Annotated in this window: 18 protein-coding genes; 11 read left to right on the forward strand and 7 right to left on the reverse strand. The window is 68.9% G+C overall.

The window, feature by feature from the left end:
- Positions 1–45 precede the first annotated feature (45 nt).
- The 3 genes from JE033_RS12770 (at position 46) to JE033_RS12780 (ending at position 3,366) form a co-directional block, all read left to right on the forward strand.
- Positions 46–645, forward strand: a complete 600-nt coding sequence (locus JE033_RS12770; protein ID WP_200332134.1) for a PLD nuclease N-terminal domain-containing protein — start codon at positions 46–48, stop codon at positions 643–645.
- Positions 642–2,432, forward strand: coding sequence for a 2-succinyl-5-enolpyruvyl-6-hydroxy-3-cyclohexene-1-carboxylic-acid synthase (gene menD, locus JE033_RS12775; protein WP_200332135.1), 1,791 nt, complete (start codon positions 642–644; stop codon positions 2,430–2,432). Before JE033_RS12770 ends, menD begins: the two co-directional genes overlap by 4 nt.
- Before the next feature lie 61 nt (positions 2,433–2,493).
- The gene (locus tag JE033_RS12780) at positions 2,494–3,366 is read left to right on the forward strand and encodes a PPK2 family polyphosphate kinase (RefSeq protein WP_090152570.1); all 873 of its coding nucleotides are present in this window, start codon (positions 2,494–2,496) and stop codon (positions 3,364–3,366) included.
- Between the two features lie 69 nt (positions 3,367–3,435).
- On the opposite strand, the gene JE033_RS12785 is transcribed toward JE033_RS12780, so the two are convergent.
- Complete coding sequence (locus tag JE033_RS12785) at positions 3,436–4,722, reverse strand: isochorismate synthase (RefSeq protein ID WP_200332136.1); 1,287 nt, start codon at positions 4,720–4,722, stop codon at positions 3,436–3,438.
- Between the two features lie 97 nt (positions 4,723–4,819).
- On the opposite strand from JE033_RS12785, the gene JE033_RS12790 reads away from it, so the two are divergent.
- From JE033_RS12790 to JE033_RS12800, 3 genes are all read left to right on the forward strand, one after another.
- Positions 4,820–5,890: a class I SAM-dependent methyltransferase gene (locus JE033_RS12790; RefSeq protein ID WP_370567965.1), complete on the forward strand. Its 1,071-nt coding sequence runs from the start codon at positions 4,820–4,822 to the stop codon at positions 5,888–5,890.
- 41 nt (positions 5,891–5,931) lie between these two features.
- Complete coding sequence (locus JE033_RS12795) at positions 5,932–6,945, forward strand: polyprenyl synthetase family protein (protein WP_176698417.1); 1,014 nt, start codon at positions 5,932–5,934, stop codon at positions 6,943–6,945.
- A gap of 89 nt (positions 6,946–7,034) precedes the next feature.
- Positions 7,035–8,435, forward strand: coding sequence for an FAD-dependent oxidoreductase (locus JE033_RS12800; RefSeq protein WP_090152562.1), 1,401 nt, complete (start codon positions 7,035–7,037; stop codon positions 8,433–8,435).
- A 22-nt stretch (positions 8,436–8,457) separates the two neighbouring features.
- On the opposite strand, the gene JE033_RS12805 is transcribed toward JE033_RS12800, so the two are convergent.
- Complete coding sequence (locus tag JE033_RS12805) at positions 8,458–9,285, reverse strand: Sir2 family NAD-dependent protein deacetylase (RefSeq protein WP_200332137.1); 828 nt, start codon at positions 9,283–9,285, stop codon at positions 8,458–8,460.
- 109 nt (positions 9,286–9,394) lie between these two features.
- Between JE033_RS12805 and pyrE the strand changes: the two genes are divergently transcribed.
- Complete coding sequence (gene pyrE, locus JE033_RS12810) at positions 9,395–9,949, forward strand: orotate phosphoribosyltransferase (RefSeq protein WP_200332138.1); 555 nt, start codon at positions 9,395–9,397, stop codon at positions 9,947–9,949.
- 89 nt (positions 9,950–10,038) lie between these two features.
- On the opposite strand, the gene JE033_RS12815 is transcribed toward pyrE, so the two are convergent.
- Genes JE033_RS12815 through JE033_RS12825 form a run of 3 tightly spaced genes read right to left on the reverse strand, consistent with a single transcriptional unit; the run spans position 10,039 to position 12,632 of the window.
- Positions 10,039–10,845, reverse strand: a complete 807-nt coding sequence (locus JE033_RS12815; protein WP_090152551.1) for an amino acid ABC transporter ATP-binding protein — start codon at positions 10,843–10,845, stop codon at positions 10,039–10,041.
- Positions 10,842–11,678: an amino acid ABC transporter permease gene (locus JE033_RS12820; RefSeq protein WP_090152548.1), complete on the reverse strand. Its 837-nt coding sequence runs from the start codon at positions 11,676–11,678 to the stop codon at positions 10,842–10,844. The genes JE033_RS12815 and JE033_RS12820 overlap by 4 nt, the downstream gene beginning before the upstream one ends.
- A gap of 60 nt (positions 11,679–11,738) precedes the next feature.
- Positions 11,739–12,632, reverse strand: a complete 894-nt coding sequence (locus JE033_RS12825) for an ABC transporter substrate-binding protein (RefSeq protein ID WP_176698411.1) — start codon at positions 12,630–12,632, stop codon at positions 11,739–11,741.
- 253 nt (positions 12,633–12,885) lie between these two features.
- Between JE033_RS12825 and JE033_RS12830 the strand changes: the two genes are divergently transcribed.
- The 3 genes from JE033_RS12830 to JE033_RS12840 all read left to right on the forward strand — a co-directional run bounded on the left by JE033_RS12830 (position 12,886) and on the right by JE033_RS12840 (position 16,009).
- On the forward strand, positions 12,886–13,611 hold the full coding sequence (locus JE033_RS12830) for a FadR/GntR family transcriptional regulator (protein WP_200332139.1): 726 nt from the start codon (positions 12,886–12,888) through the stop codon (positions 13,609–13,611).
- Positions 13,608–15,155, forward strand: a complete 1,548-nt coding sequence (locus tag JE033_RS12835) for a gamma-glutamyltransferase family protein (protein ID WP_200332140.1) — start codon at positions 13,608–13,610, stop codon at positions 15,153–15,155. The genes JE033_RS12830 and JE033_RS12835 overlap by 4 nt, the downstream gene beginning before the upstream one ends.
- A 77-nt stretch (positions 15,156–15,232) precedes the next feature.
- A complete protein-coding gene (locus JE033_RS12840) occupies positions 15,233–16,009 on the forward strand; it encodes a sulfite exporter TauE/SafE family protein (protein WP_090152535.1) in 777 nt (258 codons plus the stop codon).
- Between the two features lie 137 nt (positions 16,010–16,146).
- On the opposite strand, the gene JE033_RS12845 is transcribed toward JE033_RS12840, so the two are convergent.
- Positions 16,147–17,613, reverse strand: a complete 1,467-nt coding sequence (locus JE033_RS12845; protein WP_200332141.1) for an MFS transporter — start codon at positions 17,611–17,613, stop codon at positions 16,147–16,149.
- A 74-nt stretch (positions 17,614–17,687) separates the two neighbouring features.
- Between JE033_RS12845 and soxR the strand changes: the two genes are divergently transcribed.
- Positions 17,688–18,209, forward strand: coding sequence for a redox-sensitive transcriptional activator SoxR (gene soxR / locus JE033_RS12850; protein WP_200332142.1), 522 nt, complete (start codon positions 17,688–17,690; stop codon positions 18,207–18,209).
- Between the two features lie 323 nt (positions 18,210–18,532).
- Here the strand turns inward: soxR and JE033_RS12855 are convergent, their stop codons facing one another.
- A complete protein-coding gene (locus JE033_RS12855; RefSeq protein WP_090152527.1) occupies positions 18,533–19,321 on the reverse strand; it encodes an HAD-IIA family hydrolase in 789 nt (262 codons plus the stop codon).
- Positions 19,322–19,351 lie beyond the last annotated feature (30 nt).

Raw genomic sequence — 19,351 nt, forward strand, 5'->3', positions numbered from 1 at the left:
GCAAGGCCCAGGGTTTCGCGAACGCTTGCGAGTACGATTAAGGGTATGGTGCGGTTCGTGATAATCGGGGTCGTCATCGCCGTAGCACTGACGCTGTATGCGCTGGTCGACGCGGCGATGACCGAGGGATCGCGTGCGCGCGGAATGAACAAGCCGGTGTGGATCGTCATCATCGCGGTGCTGCCGGTGATCGGCGCGCTGCTCTGGTTCTTCATCGGCAAGGGGTCCGCCCAGGCGCAGGCGACGCGACGGCCTGCACCCGACGATGACCCGCGCTTCTCGGGCACGAGTCTTTCGAGCACCGACCTCGATGCGCACATGCGGGATCTCGAAGACCGCTTGCGCGAACTCGACGACGAGACGTTTCCCGGGGAGGAGCCGACGCTCGCCCGCGGTGGCGATGGTGCGGAGACGCCGGATCGCACCGGCGATGCTGCGTCTTCCGATGCCGCTGCAGCGCGCACATCCCCCGCGGAAGCGGGAGCGCCGATCGTGAACGAAGCCGATGCCGAAGCCGAGTTCGATGCCGACGCTGATGCCGATGCTCCGCCCGCTGTTCCTGACGCGGTACCCACGGAGGAATCGCCGAAGCCCCGGAGTACGGACGAGCCGGGAACGCGTTCCGACGGCGACTCCAAGCCGTGAGCTCGGCGCAGCTGGCAGCAGCCTCCGTCTTCGCAGTCGAACTGCTCGCCGAACTCGTCCGTCGCGGCGTGCGCGATCTCGTGGTGTGCCCCGGGTCGCGTTCTCAGGCGCTCGCTCTGGCTGGTGCGGCGGCGCAGCACGCCGATGCGCTGCGGCTCCACGTGAAGCTCGACGAGAGATCGGCCGGGTTCTTCGCGTTGGGGGTTGCACGTGAAACGGGCATGCCGGCACCGATCGTCGTGACGAGCGGGACGGCGGTCGCGAACCTCATGCCGGCGGTGCTCGAGGCGCACGAGGCCCGCGTGCCGATGCTGCTGCTCACCGCGGACCGCCCCGAGGAGTTGCGCGGCATCCGCAGCAACCAGGCGACGCACCAGGCGGGCCTCTTCGACGCATTCGCTCGCTGGTCGGTCGATGTGCCGGCCCCCGAATTCGTCGACGGCGACCTCGTGCGCGATGCCCTGCGCGATCCGGCGACGCTCGTGACCCGGGGCCTCGCCGCGGCTCTCGGTGCTTCCGGCGGAAAGCCCGCCGGGCCGGTGCAGCTGAATCTCTCGTTCAGGGACCCGCTCTCCGGGACCGCAGGGTTCGAGCGCATGATCGTCGCGGGCTTCGAAGCGGCCGCCCGCGAGGCCGCAGAACGAGCGGCGCAGCACCCGGAGCCGGACGAGTCGGGGCCGATCGCGGACGATGCAGATGTCTACGAGCACGCTGGGGATGCGCTCGCGGTCGTGATCGCCGGAGCGGGCGCGGGCCCCGAGGCCGAGGCCTTCGCGCAGGCCGCGGGCCTGCCGCTGCTCGCCGAGGTGGTGAGCGGAGCGCGATTCGGGCGCGAGACCATCGCCGCCTACGCCACGCTGATCGACGACCCGCAGATCGGCGGCCTCACGGAGCGCGCGATCGTGTTCGGACACCCGACCCTCACGCGTCAGATTCCTCAGCTGCTGCGTCGCGACGACGTCGACGTGGTCGTGATCGATCCGCACCACAGATCCGGTGCCGAGTACGTCGATCCCAGCCGCGGTGCTCGAGTGGTGTCGGCCGCACGCGTCGCACCCGAGCATGATGCCCGCGCCCTGCGAGGCTGGCTCGGGGCCTGGGTCGTCGCGGACCGCGCGCTGCAGCGCGAGCGCTCCACCGTGCACGAGCCCGACCTCGAGGCAGCGCTCGCGCCGGGCTACAAGGAGCGCAACGCCTACGCCCGCACGGAGGTCGCCATCATGCGCGAGCCGGTCTCGCGCGAGCTGCTCGTCGAGAGCGTGTGGCGCGGCACGTGGCCCCACGATCGGCTGGTCATCGCGGCGTCGCGTCTGGTGCGCGTGCTCGACGCGCTCGCGCCCGCCCGACGCGTGGGCGTGCACGCGAACCGCGGTCTCGCCGGCATCGACGGCACCGTCGCGACGGCGCTCGGCATCGCGGTGACGAGTCAGCTCGCCGATGATCCGGCTCGAGCGGCCGGGACGACGCGGGTGCTCATCGGGGACCTCGCGCTGCTGCACGATGCCGGATCGCTCCTGCTGCTCGAGGGGGAGCCCCGTCCGCGCATCCAGGTCTTCGTGGCGAACGACGGCGGCGGAACGATCTTCGACGGTCTGGAGGTCGCCGAGACCGCGGACGCCGACGCATTCGCGCGGGTGATGCGCACCCCGCAGCGCGTCGATATCGCTTCCCTGGCCGCAGCGTATGAGTGGGCCTACCGCCGGGTCGCCACACGCAGTGAGCTCGAGCGGCTGCTCACCGAGCCGGTCACCGGGCCGAGCATCGTGGAGATTCCGCTGGCCGAGTGACGCGACCCGGCGAGTCGGTGCGCCCCTACAGTGGACAGCGACGAACACAGAAGGAGACACCATGACGCAGGCGTTCTGGACCGATGAAGTGGGAGAGCTGCTGCGCGTGCGGCCCGGCTTCCAGTTGAGCGAGGTCGATCCTTCGGCCACTCCGGGCACGGATGCGCGCAAGCGCGAGGGATATCAGGAGCTCGAGCGAGCCGCTCAGGAGTTGCGTGTGCTGCAGGAGAAGCTCTTCGCGCAGAGCCGCTTGGGGGCGAAGGATCGCTTGCTCGTCGTGCTCCAGGCGATGGATGCTGCCGGCAAGGGCGGCATCGTCAACCACGTCTTCGGGCAGACCGAGCCCTACGGGCTCGCATTGACCGCCTTCAAGTCGCCGAGCGCTGAGGAGCGTGCGCACGACTTCCTCTGGCGCGTCGAGCGCCGGGTGCCGGAGCCGGGCGTGATCGGGGTGTTCGATCGTTCGCACTACGAGGACGTGCTCATCCAGAAGGTGCGCGGTTTCGCGCCGCCCGAAGAGATCGAGCGGCGATACGGTGCCATCAACGAATTCGAATCGAGGATCACGGCTGAGGGCGTGCGCATCGTGAAGATCATGTTGCACATCTCGCCGGAGGAGCAGGCGGAGCGGCTCATCTCGCGGCTGGACGACCCCGAGAAGCACTGGAAGTACAATCCCGGGGACGTCGATGAGCGGTTGCACTGGCCCGCGTACATGGAGGCGTTCCAGACCGCGATCGAGCGGACCCACTCGGAGACGGCGCCCTGGTACGTCGTACCCGCCAACGCCAAGTGGTACGCGCGCGTCGCGGTGCAGCGCATTGTGACAGCGGAGCTCGCGAAGCTCAGCCCGCATTGGCCGGAGCCGGAGTTCGACGTCGCCGCCGAGCGGCAGCGCGTGGTCGACTCGCTCGACATGCGCTGGCCCGCGTAGCGGATCCCGGGCCCGCCCGTCCCCGCCGGCCTGCTCACCACAGGTTGGAGACGGCAGTGCCGGACGCCGTCAGCGCGCGAACGCCTCCGTGATGGGGCGGAACTTCGACACGGTTTCCCCGAGCTCGTGGTCGGGATCGGACCCGGCGACGATGCCTCCGCCGGCACTCGCCACCACGGCCCGCGCTCCGGTCTGCGCATCGGGCGCTCCGAGTTGCGCGCAGCGGAGCGCGATGACCCATTCTCCATCGCCATCGGCGTCGATCCAGCCGACCGCGCCCGAGTAGCGGCCGCGGTCGAAGGGCTCCAGTTCGGCGATCGCTGCGACAGCGGTCGCTGTCGGAGTGCCCGCGACTGCGGCGGTCGGGTGCAGCGCGCCGACGAGCTCGATCGACGAGCTCTGCTCGCCGAGCGCCGCTCCGAGGTCGGTCGCGAGATGCCAGACGTTCGGCAGTCGCAGCGGAAAGGGCTCCTCGCTGGTGCGCAGGTCGCGCACGTGGGGGGACAGTGCGGTGACGACGCTCTGCACTGCGAATGCGTGCTCGTGCTGCTCTTTCGCGCTCGTCAGGAGTTCGTCCCTGGCGCGGGCGTCTCGCGCGGCGTCCTCGGAGTGGCGGCCCCTGGTCCCCGCGAGCACGCGCGCCGAGACGGCGCCGCTCGTCGACCTGATGAGCGTCTCTGGGCTCGCGCCGATGAGTCCGTCGACGGCGAAGGTCCAGCAATCGAGGTAGTGCTCGGCGAGGCGGGTGAGGGGCACCCGCAGGTCGGAGGCCCCGGGCAGCGCCCCCTCCAGCTGGCGGGCGATGACGATCTTCTCGAACTCGCCGCGCTCGATGCGAGCTCCCGCTTCGCGCACGCCCGCGAGGTATGACGCCACCGAGTCTCCACCGGTGGCGAGCGCGCGATCTCCGAAGCGGACGCCCTCCCACGCGCGGCTCGCCGGAGCATCGGGTACGGCGAGCGGTGCAGGATCAGCATCGACGGCGGCGATCTCCGTGATCCAGGCCTGCCCGCGGTGACGGGCGACCAGCAGACGCGGCACGATGAGCACACTCTCGGCAGAGCTCTCGTCGGCGAACGCGAACGTTCCCAGCGCGATGAGGCCCGAGCCGGGCATGCGGACGGAGTCGTCGACGATCGCCGTCTCAGCGATCCGGCGCCATGCGGCAGCAGCATCGGTGAACCGGTGCGGTCCGGAGAACGACAGGCGCAGCACCTCGCCGACCCCCACGCAGCCGCGATCCCCTCGCGTCCAGATCATCGGGGCGTTCGGGTCGGCGAGCGAGATGAGATCGGGGGCGTGCTCCAGAGGCCGGGTCGTCGCGCGCAGGCGGGGCGCCGGGGGAGTGCTCGTCACAGTGCCAATCTACTCCTCCCTCCTGGGCGCACTGGCTCGAGCGCTGCCGCCAGCACTGCTCCAGGAGTTGCATAGCCGTTCGGGATACGATGGAGGGGTGACCCGCCCCGATACCGCGACCAAGCACGCAGCAGACGTCTCCGCAATGTTCGATGAGGTCTCGCCGCGATACGACCTGATCAACGACGTGCTCACGGTCGGCAACGACAGGTTGTGGCGCGTGGCGACGACCAAAGCGATCGCACCGCGCAAGGGGATGCGGGTGCTCGACCTCGCGGCCGGCACCGGAACATCGTCGGCTGCCATCGCCGCGCACGGGGCGCACGTCGTCGCCGCGGACTTCTCCGAGGGGATGCTCGCCGAGGGGCGCAGACGGCATGCCGGCAACGACCTCATCGAGTTCCAATGGGCCGACGCGACGCAGTTGCCGTTCGCAAACGACGAATTCGATGCAGCCACCATTTCGTATGGGCTGCGCAACGTGAACGACCCGAAGGCGGCACTGCGTGAGATGCGTCGTGTGGTGAAGCCCGGCGGGCGAGTGGTCATCGCCGAGTTCTCGACGCCGCCCGCCGCCGTCGTGCGGGGGCCGTACGCCTTCTACGGTCGGCACGTGCTGCCCCGCATCGCCGGGGCCATCAATCGCGATGCCGCCGCCGCCTACCGCTATCTGAACGAATCGATCGAAGCGTGGCCCGACCAGGGTGAACTCGCTGCGTGGATGCGCGAGGCGGGGTTCGAACGCGTCGCCTACCGCAACCTCACGTTCGGCATCGTCGCGCTGCATCGCGGCTTCGTTCCGCGTGAAGCGCCGAAGCGGCCCGCTGCTGCCAAGCCGGCTGCCGCGAAGAAGCCGGCTGCTGCCAAGCCGGCTGCCGCGAAGAAGCCCGCTGCAGCGAAGCCTGCTGCCGCGAAGGCGGCCGCTGCTGCGAAGCCAGGCGCTGCCGCGAAGCCAGCTGCTGCGAAATCCGCGGCCGCGAAGCCTGCGGCCGCGAAGCCTGCGGCCGCGAAGCCTTCGGCCGCGAAGAAGCCGGCTGCCGCGAAGCCTGCGGCCGCGAAGAAGCCGACTGCGCCGAAACCGGCCGCGCCGAAGCCCGCTGCTCCGCAGCCGCAAGCCTCGACAGAAGCCGCAGGCGAGACCGCCCCTCGACCTGGAGACACCCCGTGAGTCGTCCCATCGCCGAAGACACGGCAACCCAGGCGCTGCCGATGCGCCTGTTCCGCGGGGCGGCCGACCGTCGTCACGCTAAGGAGATCCAGCAGCAGCTCGAGCTCGTCGAATCCGAACTTCTCGAGCACCTTCGCTTCGCCTCACCGGTCGCCGACGCACCGGCGCGATACCTGATGGGTGCCGGAGGCAAGCGGATCCGCCCCATGCTCACGCTGCTGACGAGCGAGCTCGGCTCCGGACCGAACGAGCTGGTTCGTCGCGCGGCGGAGGCCGTCGAGATGACCCATCTCGCGTCGCTCTACCACGATGACGTCATGGACGATGCGAAGCTCCGTCGCGGTGTCGACGCGGCGCAGACGGTGTGGTCGAACTCGGTCGCGATCCTCGCCGGAGATCTGCTCTTCGCGCGCGCGTCATCGCTCGTCTCCGGAATGGGCGAGGAGGCGATCCTGCTGCAGGCCCGCACCTTCGAGCGGCTCTGCCTGGGGCAGCTGCACGAAACGGTCGGCCCGCAGGAGGGCGATGATCCGAAGGGGCACTACATCCAAGTGCTCGCAGACAAGACCGGCGCGCTCATCTCGACGGCCGCGCGCATGGGCGTGATGTTCGGCGAGGCTCCGGCGGAGTTCGCAGATCCGGTCACGGAGTACGGCGAGCGCATCGGCGTCGCCTTCCAGCTCATCGACGACGTCATCGACCTGTCGCCGAAGAAGGAGCAGACGGGCAAGCGCGCCGGCACCGACCTGCGTGCCGGCGTCGTCACGCTGCCGTATCTGCTGCTGCAAGACAGCGCGGCGGCCGGCAATGCTGAAGATGCGGCGCTGCTCGCACGCATCGAGGCGGGCGTCGCCGAGATTCGGGGCGGCGCGGATCCGGCGTTGCTCGATCCCGAGGTGCAGGCACTGCAGACGCACGCCGTCACCCGTGAGACCGAGGCCACCGCGCACCGCTGGGCCGCAGATGCCGTTCGCGCGCTCGATGCGCTGCCGAAGTCCTCGGTGAAGCGCGCGCTCGAGCGCATGGCCGACTCGATCGTCAACCGCGAAGGCTGACATCGGCGCGCTGCGGCGCCCTACGAACACCTCAATTCTCGACTCCCCGCGGAGAATACCGTCAGGGGAATGGAAGGAAGAACCGAGCGATGAGCAAGATGCGACTGGCGATCGTAGGAGCGGGACCTGCGGGTATCTACGCCGCTGACCTGCTGCTGAAGGCGGAGCGCGATTTCGCGGTCGAGATCGACCTCTTCGAGCAGCTTCCCGCGCCGTACGGGCTGGTGCGCTACGGAGTCTCACCCGACCACCCGCGCATCAAGGGGATCATCACCGCATTGCGCGACGTGCTCGATCGCGCGAGCTCAGGGGAGACCGGCGAAGACTCGATTCGCTACTTCGGCAACGTCCGCTACGGGCAGGATCTGAAGCTCGAAGACCTCAAACGGCACTACCACGCGGTGATCTTCTCGACCGGCGCGATCCGCGACGCGGCGCTCGATATTCCCGGCATCGATGCGGCGGGCTCGTACGGGGCCGCCGATTTCGTGAGCTGGTTCGACGGCCACCCCGACGTTCCTCGCACCTGGCCGCTCGAAGCGAAGTCGGTGGGCGTCATCGGCAACGGCAACGTCGCGCTCGACGTCTCCCGCATGCTCATCAAGCACGCCGAAGACCTGCTTCCCACCGAGATTCCGCAGAACGTGCACGAGGGCCTCGAAGCGAACCCCATCGAAGAACTGCACCTCTTCGGCCGGCGCGGCCCGAAGTACGTGAAGTTCACGCCCCTCGAGCTGCGCGAGCTCGGCGAGGTGCGCGACGTCGACATGGTGATCGACGAGCGCGACTTCTCGCACGACGACGCGTTCGCCGACGAGACGCTCATGAAGAACAAACAGGTCATCGTGATGACTCGCATCATGGACAAGTGGCGCGACGAGCAGCGCGCACGCGAGGCAGGCGAAGTGGCGCCCGCTTCGCGTCGCCTGCACCTGCACTTCTGGTCGAAGCCCGTTGAGGTCGTGGTCGAGGACGGCCGCGTCGCGGGGCTGAAAGTCGAGCGCACAGCTCCCGACGGGCAGGGCGGCATCGTCGACACCGGCGAGTTCGAGATCGTGCCGATCCAGTCCATCTACCGCGCGGTCGGGTACTTCGGCTCCCCGCTCGACGAGATCCCGTTCGACGATGCGAAGGGCGTGATCCCGAACACGCAGGGGCGCGTACTCGACCTCGAAGGGCAGCAGATTCCCGGCGTCTACGCCACCGGTTGGATCAAGCGCGGCCCGGTCGGCCTCATCGGGCACACCAAGTCCGACGCGATGGAAACGCTCGAGTGCCTGCTCGAGGATCGCGACAACCTCTGGACTCCGGAGGAGTCTGAGCCGCAGGCCATTCCAGCGCTCCTCGAAGCGCGAGGCGTGCCGTACACGACGATCGAGGGCTGGCACCGCCTCGACGCGCACGAACTCGGACTCGGAGAGCCGCACGGTCGCGCGCGCGTCAAGGTCGTGCCCCGAGACGAGATGACGCGCATCTCCCGCGGCGAGTAGCTGAGGCGCGGGCGGCGCGTCGTCAGCGCAGGATCTGCTCGAGCTGCTCGAGGGTCTCGGCCGCCCCGGCGTCGATGCGCACCGTGACCGACTCGCGCGCATCGATCGCGGTCGGCCCGCGGTTGATGACGGCGATCGGGATGTCCCGCAGCTGCGCGCGATGCACGAGACGGATGCCGGTGTTCACCGCGAGCGAGGTTCCGATGAGCACGAGGCCGCCTGCGGAGGCGACCAGTGACTCGGCGGTCTCGAACACGGGTTTCGGTACGAGCTCGCCGAAGTAGACGACGTCGGGGCGGAGGATCGACCCGCACTCCGGGCACGTCGGGGCTTCGACGGAGTCGGTGCCGCTCACGATCGCATCACCATCCGGTGCGATCTCGGCCGCCGCATTGCGCGCGGCGAATCCCGGGTTGAGCTCATCGAACCAGCCGAGCACCTGATCGCGGGTGAAGCGATGGTCGTGCTCAACGCACCTGATCACGCTCCCGTTGCCGTGCAGCTCGACGACGCTTCGGGATCCTGCCCGTCGATGCAGGTTGTCGACGTTCTGCGTGATGACGCCGTTCGTCAGCCGGGCCGCTTCGAAGCGCGCCAGAGCGAGGTGACCGGCATTGGGTGCGACACCCGCAGCTCGCAGCGCGCCGACTCTCGCGCCGGCCCAGAAGCGGCGGCGGTAGGCCGGGTCCTCCATGAACTGCGAGATGCTCATCGGCGTGCGCGGGGGAGCACCAGCACCGCGATAATCGGGAATGCCCGAGTCCGTGCTGATGCCGGCGCCCGTGAGCACCGCGAGCGGTGCGGCTTCGAAGAGTCCCGCGAGCCGCTCGAGTGCGATCGAATGCGCCATGTGCCTCCTCTTCCGGCATTCACGCTAGCGCACGCAGGCGCGCGAGGTCAGGGGCTTCCGCCGATGGCGCACGCGAGGCACGCGCTTCTCCGCCGGTAGAATCGGCTTCATGACCAGCGCGCGCGAACAGCTCATCGACCTCATCACGAGCGAAGCCGTCTTCCACGGCGACTTCACGCTCACCAGTGGCAAGCAGGCAACCTACTACATCGATCTGCGCAAGCTGAGCCTCGACCACCGTGCGGCGCCGCTCATCGGGCAGGTCATGCTCGACCTCATCGAGGATATCGACGGCGTCGTCGCGGTCGGCGGGCTCACGATGGGCGCTGACCCGATCGCTTCGGCGATCATGCACCAGGGCGTCGCGCAGGGCAAGGTGTACGACTCGTTCGTAGTGCGCAAGGAGCCGAAGGACCACGGCCGCGGCCGCCAGGTCGAGGGCCCCGACCTCGCAGGCAAGCGCGTGGTCGTGGTCGAGGACACGTCGACGACGGGCGGATCCCCCTTGCAGGCGATCGAGGCGCTGCAGAAGGTGGGCGCCGAGATCGCGGCGGTCGCGGTCGTGGTGGATCGCCAGGCGCCTGCCAAGGCGCGCATCGAGGCAGCGGGATTCGAGTACCGCTACGCGATCGGCCTCGACGACCTCGGGCTCGACACGCAGTAGCGCGCGCGGCCCGTGCGCTGCACGCGCCGAGACGGCGACGGCCTCCGAACCCGCCAGGGGATCGGAGGCCGTCGCCGCTTCAGTCGGGCTCAGAGCACCTTCGACAGGAACTGCCGCGTGCGCTCCTGCTTCGGATTCGAGAAGACCAGCTCGGGGTCGCCCTGCTCGATGATGGCTCCCGCATCCATGACGATGAGGCGATCCGCCACCTCGCGGGTGAAGCCCATCTCGTGGCTCACGATGATCATCGTCATGCCCGCCTTCGCGAGATCCTGCATCACCTGCAAGACCTCTCCCACCATCTCGGGGTCGAGCGCGCTCGTTGGCTCGTCAAACAGCATGAGAGCCGGGCGCATTGCGAGCGCCCGAGCGATCGCGACGCGCTGCTGCTGCCCGCCCGAGAGGGAGCGCGGCCGCACGTCGGCCTTGTCGGAGAGCCCGACGCGGTCGAGCAGTTCCCGTGCGTAGGCGATCGCTTCGGCCTTCTTCTCGCCCTTCACCCGCACCGGCGAATGCCAGATGTTCTCGAGCACTGTCATGTGCGGAAACAGGTTGAAGTGCTGGAAGACGAAGCCGATGTCGGCGCGCTGCGCGGCTAAGGCCTTCGCCGAGATCTCGGTGACCTTGCCGTTCTCGTTCACGCGCTCGCCGATGCGCTGCCCGTCGACGTAGATCTCGCCGCTGTCGATCGGTTCGAGCCGGTTGAGGGTGCGCAGGAAGGTCGTCTTGCCGGCGCCGGACGGCCCGACGAGCACGACCACTTCGCCGCGTTCGATCTCGAGCGACACATCCGTCAGAATGTGCCGGTCGCCGAACCACTTGTTGATGTCGACGGTGCGAACGATCGGCCCGTCCGATACGGAGACGGGGGCGGTGTACTCGCTGAGCGCGTTCATGCCGCGACTCCTTCCAGGTCGGCGATCGGGCTCTTCGGTGCGACGCGATCGCGCTTGCTGCGGAAGCCGAACAGGCGCTTCCAGATCGACTCCGCCTTCGGCAGGCCGGCCTTCGCGTTCAACCAGTTCTCGATCATGGTCTGGATGACCGTCCACACCGTCGTGAGGAGCAGGTAGTACAGCGCGACGACGATGTAGATCTCGAAGACCTTGAACGTTGCAGCGCTCATCGAGCTGCCCACCTGGAACATCTCGGCGACGCCGATGATGGAGAGGATCGAAGTGCTCTTCATCAGGCCGTTGAAGGAGTTGCCGAGCGGCGGCACCATGACGCGGATCGCCTGGGGCACGATGATCCACCGCATCGAGGCGAGGGGAGTCATGCCGAGCGACAGCGCCGCTTCGGTCTGACCCTTCTCGATCGACTCGAGCCCGCCGCGCACGATCTCCGAGATGTACGCGCTCTCATTGAGCATGAGCGCGACGATCGCCGCTTGCACGGCTCCCTTGATGAGGAAGCCGACTGTGACGTCCTGGAGCTGCATGGTCAGGTTCAGATCTTCGAATCTGAACAGGTTCGCCGCGGCGAAACCGGTGTAGATGATGACGAGTTGGACGAGCAGCGGGGTGCCGCGCACGATCCAGATGTAGAGGCTCGCGAAGATGCGGAGCGGCACGAAGCGGCTTCGGCCCATGAGCGCGATGAGCAGGCCCAGCACCAGTGCGAGCGCCATCGCGGCGATCGAGATCACGATGGTGAGCGCGAGTCCGTTGAGGAAGCTCTCGCTCGGCGTGAAGAGGCTCTGCCAGAAGTAGTCCCAGTCGAATTTCATGAAGTGTCTTTCCTGTTGCCGATGTCTGCGGCGGCCGGCTGGGCCGCCGCAGACATCGGGTTACTCGGGCTGGGTGATGTCGTTGCTCTCGACGCCCCACTCGGCGAGGATGTCGGTGTAGGTGCCGTCGTCGATCATGGCCGCGAAGGCCTCGTCGAGCGCGTCGTTCAGCTCGGTGTTGTCTTTGAGCGTGGCCGCGCCGATGCGGATCTTGCCGAAGGGCTCGCCGACCGCGACGAGGTCGCCGTCGGACTGCTGCTCGTAGTAGCTCATGATCTCGGTGGTGTCGATGAAGGCGTCGGCCTGGTCGGCGAGCACCTGCTGCAGCGCGCCGGTCGCCTCGTCGACGAGGGTGATCGCGATCGGCTCCTTGCCATCGGCGACGCACTCGTCAGACTTCTCCTGGGCGGATGCGGCGCCCGTCGCGCCCGTGATGCCGACGACCTTGGTGCCGCAGAGCGAGTCGTCGAACCCGGTGACGTCCTTCGGGTTGTCCTTGCTCACCGCGACGGCCGTGCCCGAGTAGAGGTAGGGAACGAAGTTCGCGATCTCCTCGCGCTCCGGCTTGATGTAGAGCGAGCCCATGATGACGTCGCACTGCTTCGCCTGCAACGCGGGGATGAGGCCGGCGAACGAGTACTCGCCGAGCGTGGTGCTCACGCCGAGCTTGTCGGCGAGCGCGTTCGCGATGTCGATCTCGACGCCCTGCAGCTCGTTGTTCTCGTCGTAGAAGATGTTGGGTGCGCTATCGCCGGTGCAGACGGTGAGCGTGCCCTCCTTGATGATGGTCGGGGGTGCGAGGGTCGCTTCCGCGGAGCTCGTGTCGCCGGAGCCGCCTGCGTCGCCGGCGTCGTTCGAGGTCACGGTGCACGCGGCGAGCGACAGCATGAGGCCGGCGGCCGCGGTGAGTGCCAGCGCGGGAGCGATGCGCCGCGCGGATGGGGGGAAAGCCACGATGATTTCTCCGTTCGGTGGACCCCGGCTGGTGCCGGGAGAAACATTGCATACTCCGATTCGTTCGGGTGTATGCTCGATCAGCAGTTGGTCAGACCAACCGATGAACTGAATGGAACATACCCCGGGTTCGGCTCCCACGTCAACGGGCAGGCCGAGCCGAAATGCAACTGAAACACAACCGGCCCCATCGCGGGGTCGGATAGCATCACGAGGACGCAGACCGCATCCCGCGAGCACGATGGAGGCACACGTGGACTGGAACGACATCGGTCGGGCGACGACGCTGTCGCTGCCGGATCGGCTCTCGGTCGACATCGAGCGACTCATCCTCGACGGAAAACTCGCCCCGGGGGAGCGCCTTCCACCCGAGCGCGAACTCGCCGATCACTTCGGCGTCTCGCGCGTCTCGATCCGCGAAGCGCTGCGTGAACTCGAGAACCGCGGCCTCATCGACCGCCGCCCGGGTCGGGGCACGATCGTCCTCGGACCGGGCGAACGCGCCGATATCGCGGATGGGGCGCTCGGAGGGCTCGCCGCGCTGCGCCCGGAACTGCACGACATCATGGAGCTGCGCGCCATCGTCGAACCGCCGATCGCCCGCATCACCGCCACGCGCGCGACCGACCGCGACATCGCGCAGCTGCGCGAACTCGTGGAGGCCATGGAGGTCGACGTCACGAAAGAGCGCTACGCCGAGCTCGACCGCGCATTCCACCAGGCCATCGCGCAGTACGCCCACAACCCGCTCCTCGAACTCATCAACGAGCAGATCGCGCAGCGCATCGCGCCGAGCCGGGCGAGCCGCTATCAGACGCGGGCACGACGCCAGGCTTCGAGCATCGCCCACCGACGCATCTTCGAAGCGATCGCCGCAGGCGACGCAGCGCTCGCCGAAGACGAAGCGCGCGCTCACGTGCTCGACATCAGCAACCAGATCGCGCACGCCGCGACGACCCAGGAGGAACTCCCCGTATGACGACCGCATCTGCCGCTCGCGGCGCCATCTCGACCTCACACCACCTGGCGACGGAAGCCGGTGCCGCGGTGCTGCGGGCCGGCGGCAACGCCATCGACGCGGCGATCGCGGCAGCAGCCACCCTCTGCGTGGTCTACCCGAACAACGTCGCACTCGGCGGAGATCTCGTGGCGCTCGTGCGCAACCCCGAGGGCGAGGTGCGGTTCTTGAACGCGACGGGCACCGCTCCGGCCGGCCAGTCGATCGACGTGCTGCGGGAGCGCTACGGCGATTTGCTCCCAGTGCGCGGCATCGACACCGTCACGGTGCCCGGCGGCATCTGCGGCTGGAACGCCCTGCACGAGTACGGCGCCACACGTCGATGGGAGCAGCACCTCGAAGCGGCGACCCGGCACGCCGAGGCGGGCGTGCCCACCGCCCGGTCGGTCGCCGCCGCGATCGTCGAGAACCGCGAGGTGCTGGAGCTCGACGAGGGGTGCCGCGGAGTGTTCTTCGATCAGGGGCTGCCGCTCGTCGAAGGCGCCCCGTTCGTGCAACCGGCGCTCGCCGCATCGTTGCGGGCGCTCGCAGCCGGCGGATCCGCCGCGTTCTACGAAGGCGAGCTCGCCGAGCGATGGGTCGCCGGCCTGCAGAAGCTCGGTTCACGCATCACCCTCGCCGACACCGCCGCGTACTCCGCGGAGTGGGGCGAGCCGCTCGAAGGATCGTTCCGAGCGCACCGCGTGCTCACGGGCCCGCCCAACACCTCAGGCTTCATGCTCCTGCGCGCGCTCCGAGACATCGAGGCGGGCATCGAGGATCCGCTCGGGCGCGGTGCCGGCGAACTCGCCCGCTCGTTCCGCGCGAGCAACGCCGTGCGAGCGGCGTCCCTCGCCGACCCGCGCTTCGGCGGCGCGACGGGGAACGACCTGATCGACGCGGAGGCCCCCGCGCACCCGCCCGTGCGGGAGGCCAAACCGAGCGGCGACACGGTCGGGCTCAGCGCCGTGAGCGCCGACGGCTGGGCCATCTCCCTCATCAACTCCGTGTACTTCGGATTCGGCGCTGCCGTGCTCGAGCCGGAGACGGGCATTCTCTTCCAGAATCGCGGGACGTCGTTCTCGCTCGACCCCGCGCACCCGAACGCGTTCGGCCCCGGCAAGCGGCCGCGTCACACGCTCATGCCCGTGCTCGTGCTCCGAGGCGACGAACTCGCATGGGTGCCCGCGACGATGGGCGGGTCGGCGCAACCGCAGATCCATACGCAGCTGCTGGTGCGGTCCCTCGCCGGTGCGACCCCGGAGGAGGCGACGCACGCGCCGCGCTGGATCGTCGACGAACCCGGCGCCGACGGGGTCGTGCGCGTTACGATCGAAGAGGACGTGCCCGCCGCGGTGCACGAAGCGCTCGCCGAGGCCGGATTCCCACTGAAGGTCGTGCCTCCCGTCGACGAGGATCTCGGCCACTCGAATCTGATCCGACTCGCGCAGGAGGGCGTCCACGGGGCCGACGGCGTCGACGCCGCGAGCGATCCGCGATCCGACGGCTCCGCGATCGTCGTCTGAAACGACCAGCCGGCATGCACTCGAACGCGCGCGTCCCACACGAACTCTCAGCACCAGCTTCAGCGAGAAAGCAGCACATGAACCAGATTGTCCGCCCCGGATTCCTCCCGCTCCTCCTCGTCGGCATCGCCGGCGGCATTCTGTCCGGGCTCTTCGGTATCGGCGGCGGCACCATCATCGTGCCCGCACTCGCGCTCTGGTTGAGCATGCCCCAGAAGCTCTCGGCCGGAACGTCGGTCGCGGCGATCCTGCCCACCGCGATCGTCGGTGCGACGACCTACGGGCTGCAGGGCCACGTCGACTGGATCGCCGGCGCCTGCCTCGCCGTCGGCATCGTTGCCGGGGCGCAGCTGGGCGCCGCGCTGCTCGCGAAACTGCCGGTCGGCGCGATCCAGTGGGGGTTCATGGGCTTCCTCGCGATCGTGATCGTGAGCCTCTGGTTCGTCGTGCCGCAGCGCGGTGACGAGATCGAGATCTCCGTGTTGACGGTGATCATGCTCATCGTGACCGGCTTCATCACGGGTGTGCTGTCGGGCCTGCTCGGCGTCGGCGGCGGCGTCGTCGTCGTGCCCGTGCTCATGTTCTTCTTCAGCTCGAGCGACCTCATCGCGAAGGGCACCTCGCTCTTCATGATGATTCCCGGATCGATCTCGGGCACCATCGGCAACTTCCGCAGGCAGAACGTCGACCTGCGCGCTGCGGCGATCGTGGGGCTCGGCGCGTGCGTCTTCGTACCGGTCGGCAATCTCTTCGCCGTGCTGATCGACCCCTTCTGGGGCAATGTGGCCTTCTCGATCTACCTCGTCTTCATCCTCATCCAGATGCTGGTGCGCAAGCTCCGCAAGAAGAAGTAGCGCCCCGGCGCCCGGCATCGCCCCCCCCCCCCTGCGCCCTCATGGCAGCGGGGTCACTCCTCGTGCGTGTTGCACCGCCGACACGCACGAAGAGTGACCCCGCTCGCCGCCCGAAAAGCGCCCGAAGAGCGCCCGTCTCATCGCGTGGCGCGTCCGCGAATCGCCTGGAGAGCGCACGCCGCACCGAGCACGGCGACGATCCCGATCCCGACGGCCATCGTCTGAGCCGAACCCGTCGCGGTCGGGCCGCCAGTCACGACGAGCATGCCGACGACGGACGACGATACGGCGTTGGCGATGAGCTGCGTGGTGCTGACACCGGCCGCCGCCTTCCCGCCTTCGACCGGGTCATCGGTGCTGCGCATCGCCGCGACGCTGAGATGGGGGAATGCCATGCCGATGCCACTTCCGGCTGCGAACAGCACAGCCGCCCAGGCCACGACGAGCCAGGCGCCGGCTTCAGGAGTGACGAGAGCTGCGTAGCCGAAGAGACCGGCGGCGAGGATCGCCGGGCCGAGCAGCATGACCGCGTTTCGGCCGCGCTGCGACTCGATGTTGACGCTGCAGAGTTGCGCGGCGGTCCACCCGACGGAGAGCGACGCACCGAGGAAGCCGGCGAGGAGCGGTGGCAGGCCGGCGAGTTCCTGGCCGAACAGCGGAATGAAGGCCTCGGTCATCGCCCCGGCGCTCAAGAGCCCGAGCGCGAGATACACCCACTTCAGCGCATTGCCGCGTCGGTACGTGAGCTTCGGCAGCACCGTCGTCGCGCCGAATCGTTCGCGGAGCACGAAGGCGAACAGCAGGAGCACTGCGGCCGCCAGGCACGCGACCGTGCTCGCACCGCGGGGCAGCACCGATGCGACGCTGAACGCGGCCGCCGTCGATGCGAGGAGCGCGAGCGAGAGCACCGGCACCGACGGAACCTCCCCCGTCTGCTCGGCGCCACCCGGAACCGCGTTGCGCGACACCCAGGCGAGAACGAGGGCGAGCAGAGCCATCGTCGCGAACGCCCCGCGCCAGAGTCCGATCTGCGCGAAGAGCCCTCCGAGGGCCGGCCCGAGAAGATTGCCGACGCCCCACATCGCGGAGACGAGGCCCGCAGCTCGTGTCCACAGCCGCTCGGGCAGCGCCGTGCGGATCACCGCGTACCCGAGGCCCGCGAGCAGGCCGCCGCCGAGGCCCTGCACGGTGCGCCCGACGAGCAGCAGCTCCATGGATGGTGCGAGCATGTCGATGAGCGTGCCCAGGGCGAACACCGCGAACGCCCCGACGTACGCTCTCGCCGCACCCGAGCGGGCGACGGTGCGCGTCACGAGCATCGATGAGATGACTGAGGCGGTGAGAAACGCGGTCGCTGCCCACGCGAAGTACTGAGCGCCCCCGAATTCGTCCACCGCGGACGGCAGAAGCGCGGCCGTCACGTAGACGTTCGTCGCGTACAGTGCGACGCCGCCCGCGAGAACGAGGGCGGCCGGGAGGTAGCCTGGGCTGAACAACTCGCTCCAACTCCCCGGCCTCGGCGGTCGCCCGCTGCGGAGGCGGCCGCGCCCCTGGGCGGCGGCATCGGTTGCGATGATCGGGAGGTCAGTGGTGTGATTCGGCATTCCTGTACCGTAAAACCTGAACTAAGGTTGAGGTCAAGTGGTCGATGCGGTGTCGACTGCTGGTGGGAGGGAAGATGCCTGAATCCGAGCCCGTGATGCGTGCGCCGACCGACCTGCTCTCCGTCGGCGAGGTGGCCGCGCGCACGGGAGTAGCCGTCTCAGCGCTCCACTTCTACGAGCGCGAGGGCCTCATCAGCAGCGTGCGGACCGCGGGCAACCAGCGCCGCTACGCACGACACGTGCTGCGCCGCATCGCGATCATCCGGGTGGCGGCTCGCATGGGGGTGCCGCTCGCCGAAGTCGCAGAGGAACTCGCCAGCCTGCCGGCGGACCGCATGCCGAGTCGACGCGATTGGGAGCGCATCAGCGAGCACTGGCGCGGCAAGCTCGAAGCGCGCAGGCTCGAGATCGAACGCATGGAGCGCGAACTCACGGGCTGCATCGGTTGCGGATGCCTGTCACTCGGCACCTGTCGGGTCTTCAATCCCGGAGACGCGCTGTCTGTCGACGGACCGGGCCCGCGCCTGCTCCCCGAGATCGACCCGAACTCGCTCGATCCTGTCGCACCCGCCGCCGGGGCCCCGCCGGCGGCGTAGCCGCCCGGCCGGCCGGTAGCCGCCGGCCCGGCCGGTAGCCGCCCGCCCGCCCGGTAGCCGCCGGCCTGCCCGCCCGCCCGGCCGGTAGCCGGGTCACTTGGGGAGGGTGTCGCGGCCGACCACAACTCCGACACGCTCCCCAAGTGACCCGCCTCGCTGGGGCTGGGTCGGGCTGGGTGGGCTGGGTCGGGCTGGGCTCGGCCGGGGCGCCACTGCCCACTGCAGCGGGGTCACTCTCCGTGCGTGTTGCGCCGCCGACACGCACGAAGAGTGACCCCGCTCGCACAGGGGGAGGGGGAGGGGGAGAAGAGAAAGGGGGCGGGCTACAGCAGGTCGGCGACCGAGCCCAGCACCTCGTCCGGGCGGAACGGGAAGCGCTCGATCTCCGTGCGATCCGAGATTCCGGTCATGACGAGTACCGTGTGCAGTCCCGCTTCGATGCCCGCCACGACGTCGGTGTCCATTCGGTCGCCGATCATGCCGGTGTTGTGGGAGTGCGCGCCGATCTGGTTGAGCGCCGAGCGGAACATCATCGGGTTCGGCTTGCCGATGATGTACGGGTGCTTGCCGGTCGCTTTCGTGATGAGCGCGTTGATCGCTCCCGTCGCGGGCAGCGGGCCCTCCTGGCTCGGCCCGGTCGCGTCGGGGTTGGTCGAGATGAAGCGAGCACCCTTGATGATGAGCCGGATCGCCTTCGTGATCGCCTCGAACGAGTAATTGCGGGTCTCGCCGACGACCACGAAGTCGGGGTCCGATTCGGTCATCACGTAGCCGGCATCGTGCAGGGCGGTCAGGATCCCGGCCTCGCCGATCACGAACGCCGAGCCGCCGGGCTGCTGCTGCTTCAGGAAGGCGGCGGTGGCGAGCGCACTCGTCCAGATGCGGTCCTCCGGCACCGTGATCCCGGAGGCGGCGAGGCGGGCGCTGAGGTCGCGGGCGGTGAAGATGGAGTTGTTCGTGAGCACGAGATACGGGATCTCGTGCTCACGCCAGTGCTGGATGAGGTCGGCAGCGCCGGGGATGGCGCGGTTCTCGTGCACCAGCACGCCATCCATATCGGTGAGCCAGCATTCGATCTCAGCGCGGCGAGGGTGCGGTTCGTTCTGAGTCATGCCCACAGCGTATCTCGCACGTGTGAACGG

Origin of the sequence: Leucobacter sp. L43 (assembly GCF_016597785.1) — a bacterium.
Classification (GTDB): domain Bacteria; phylum Actinomycetota; class Actinomycetes; order Actinomycetales; family Microbacteriaceae; genus Leucobacter; species Leucobacter alluvii.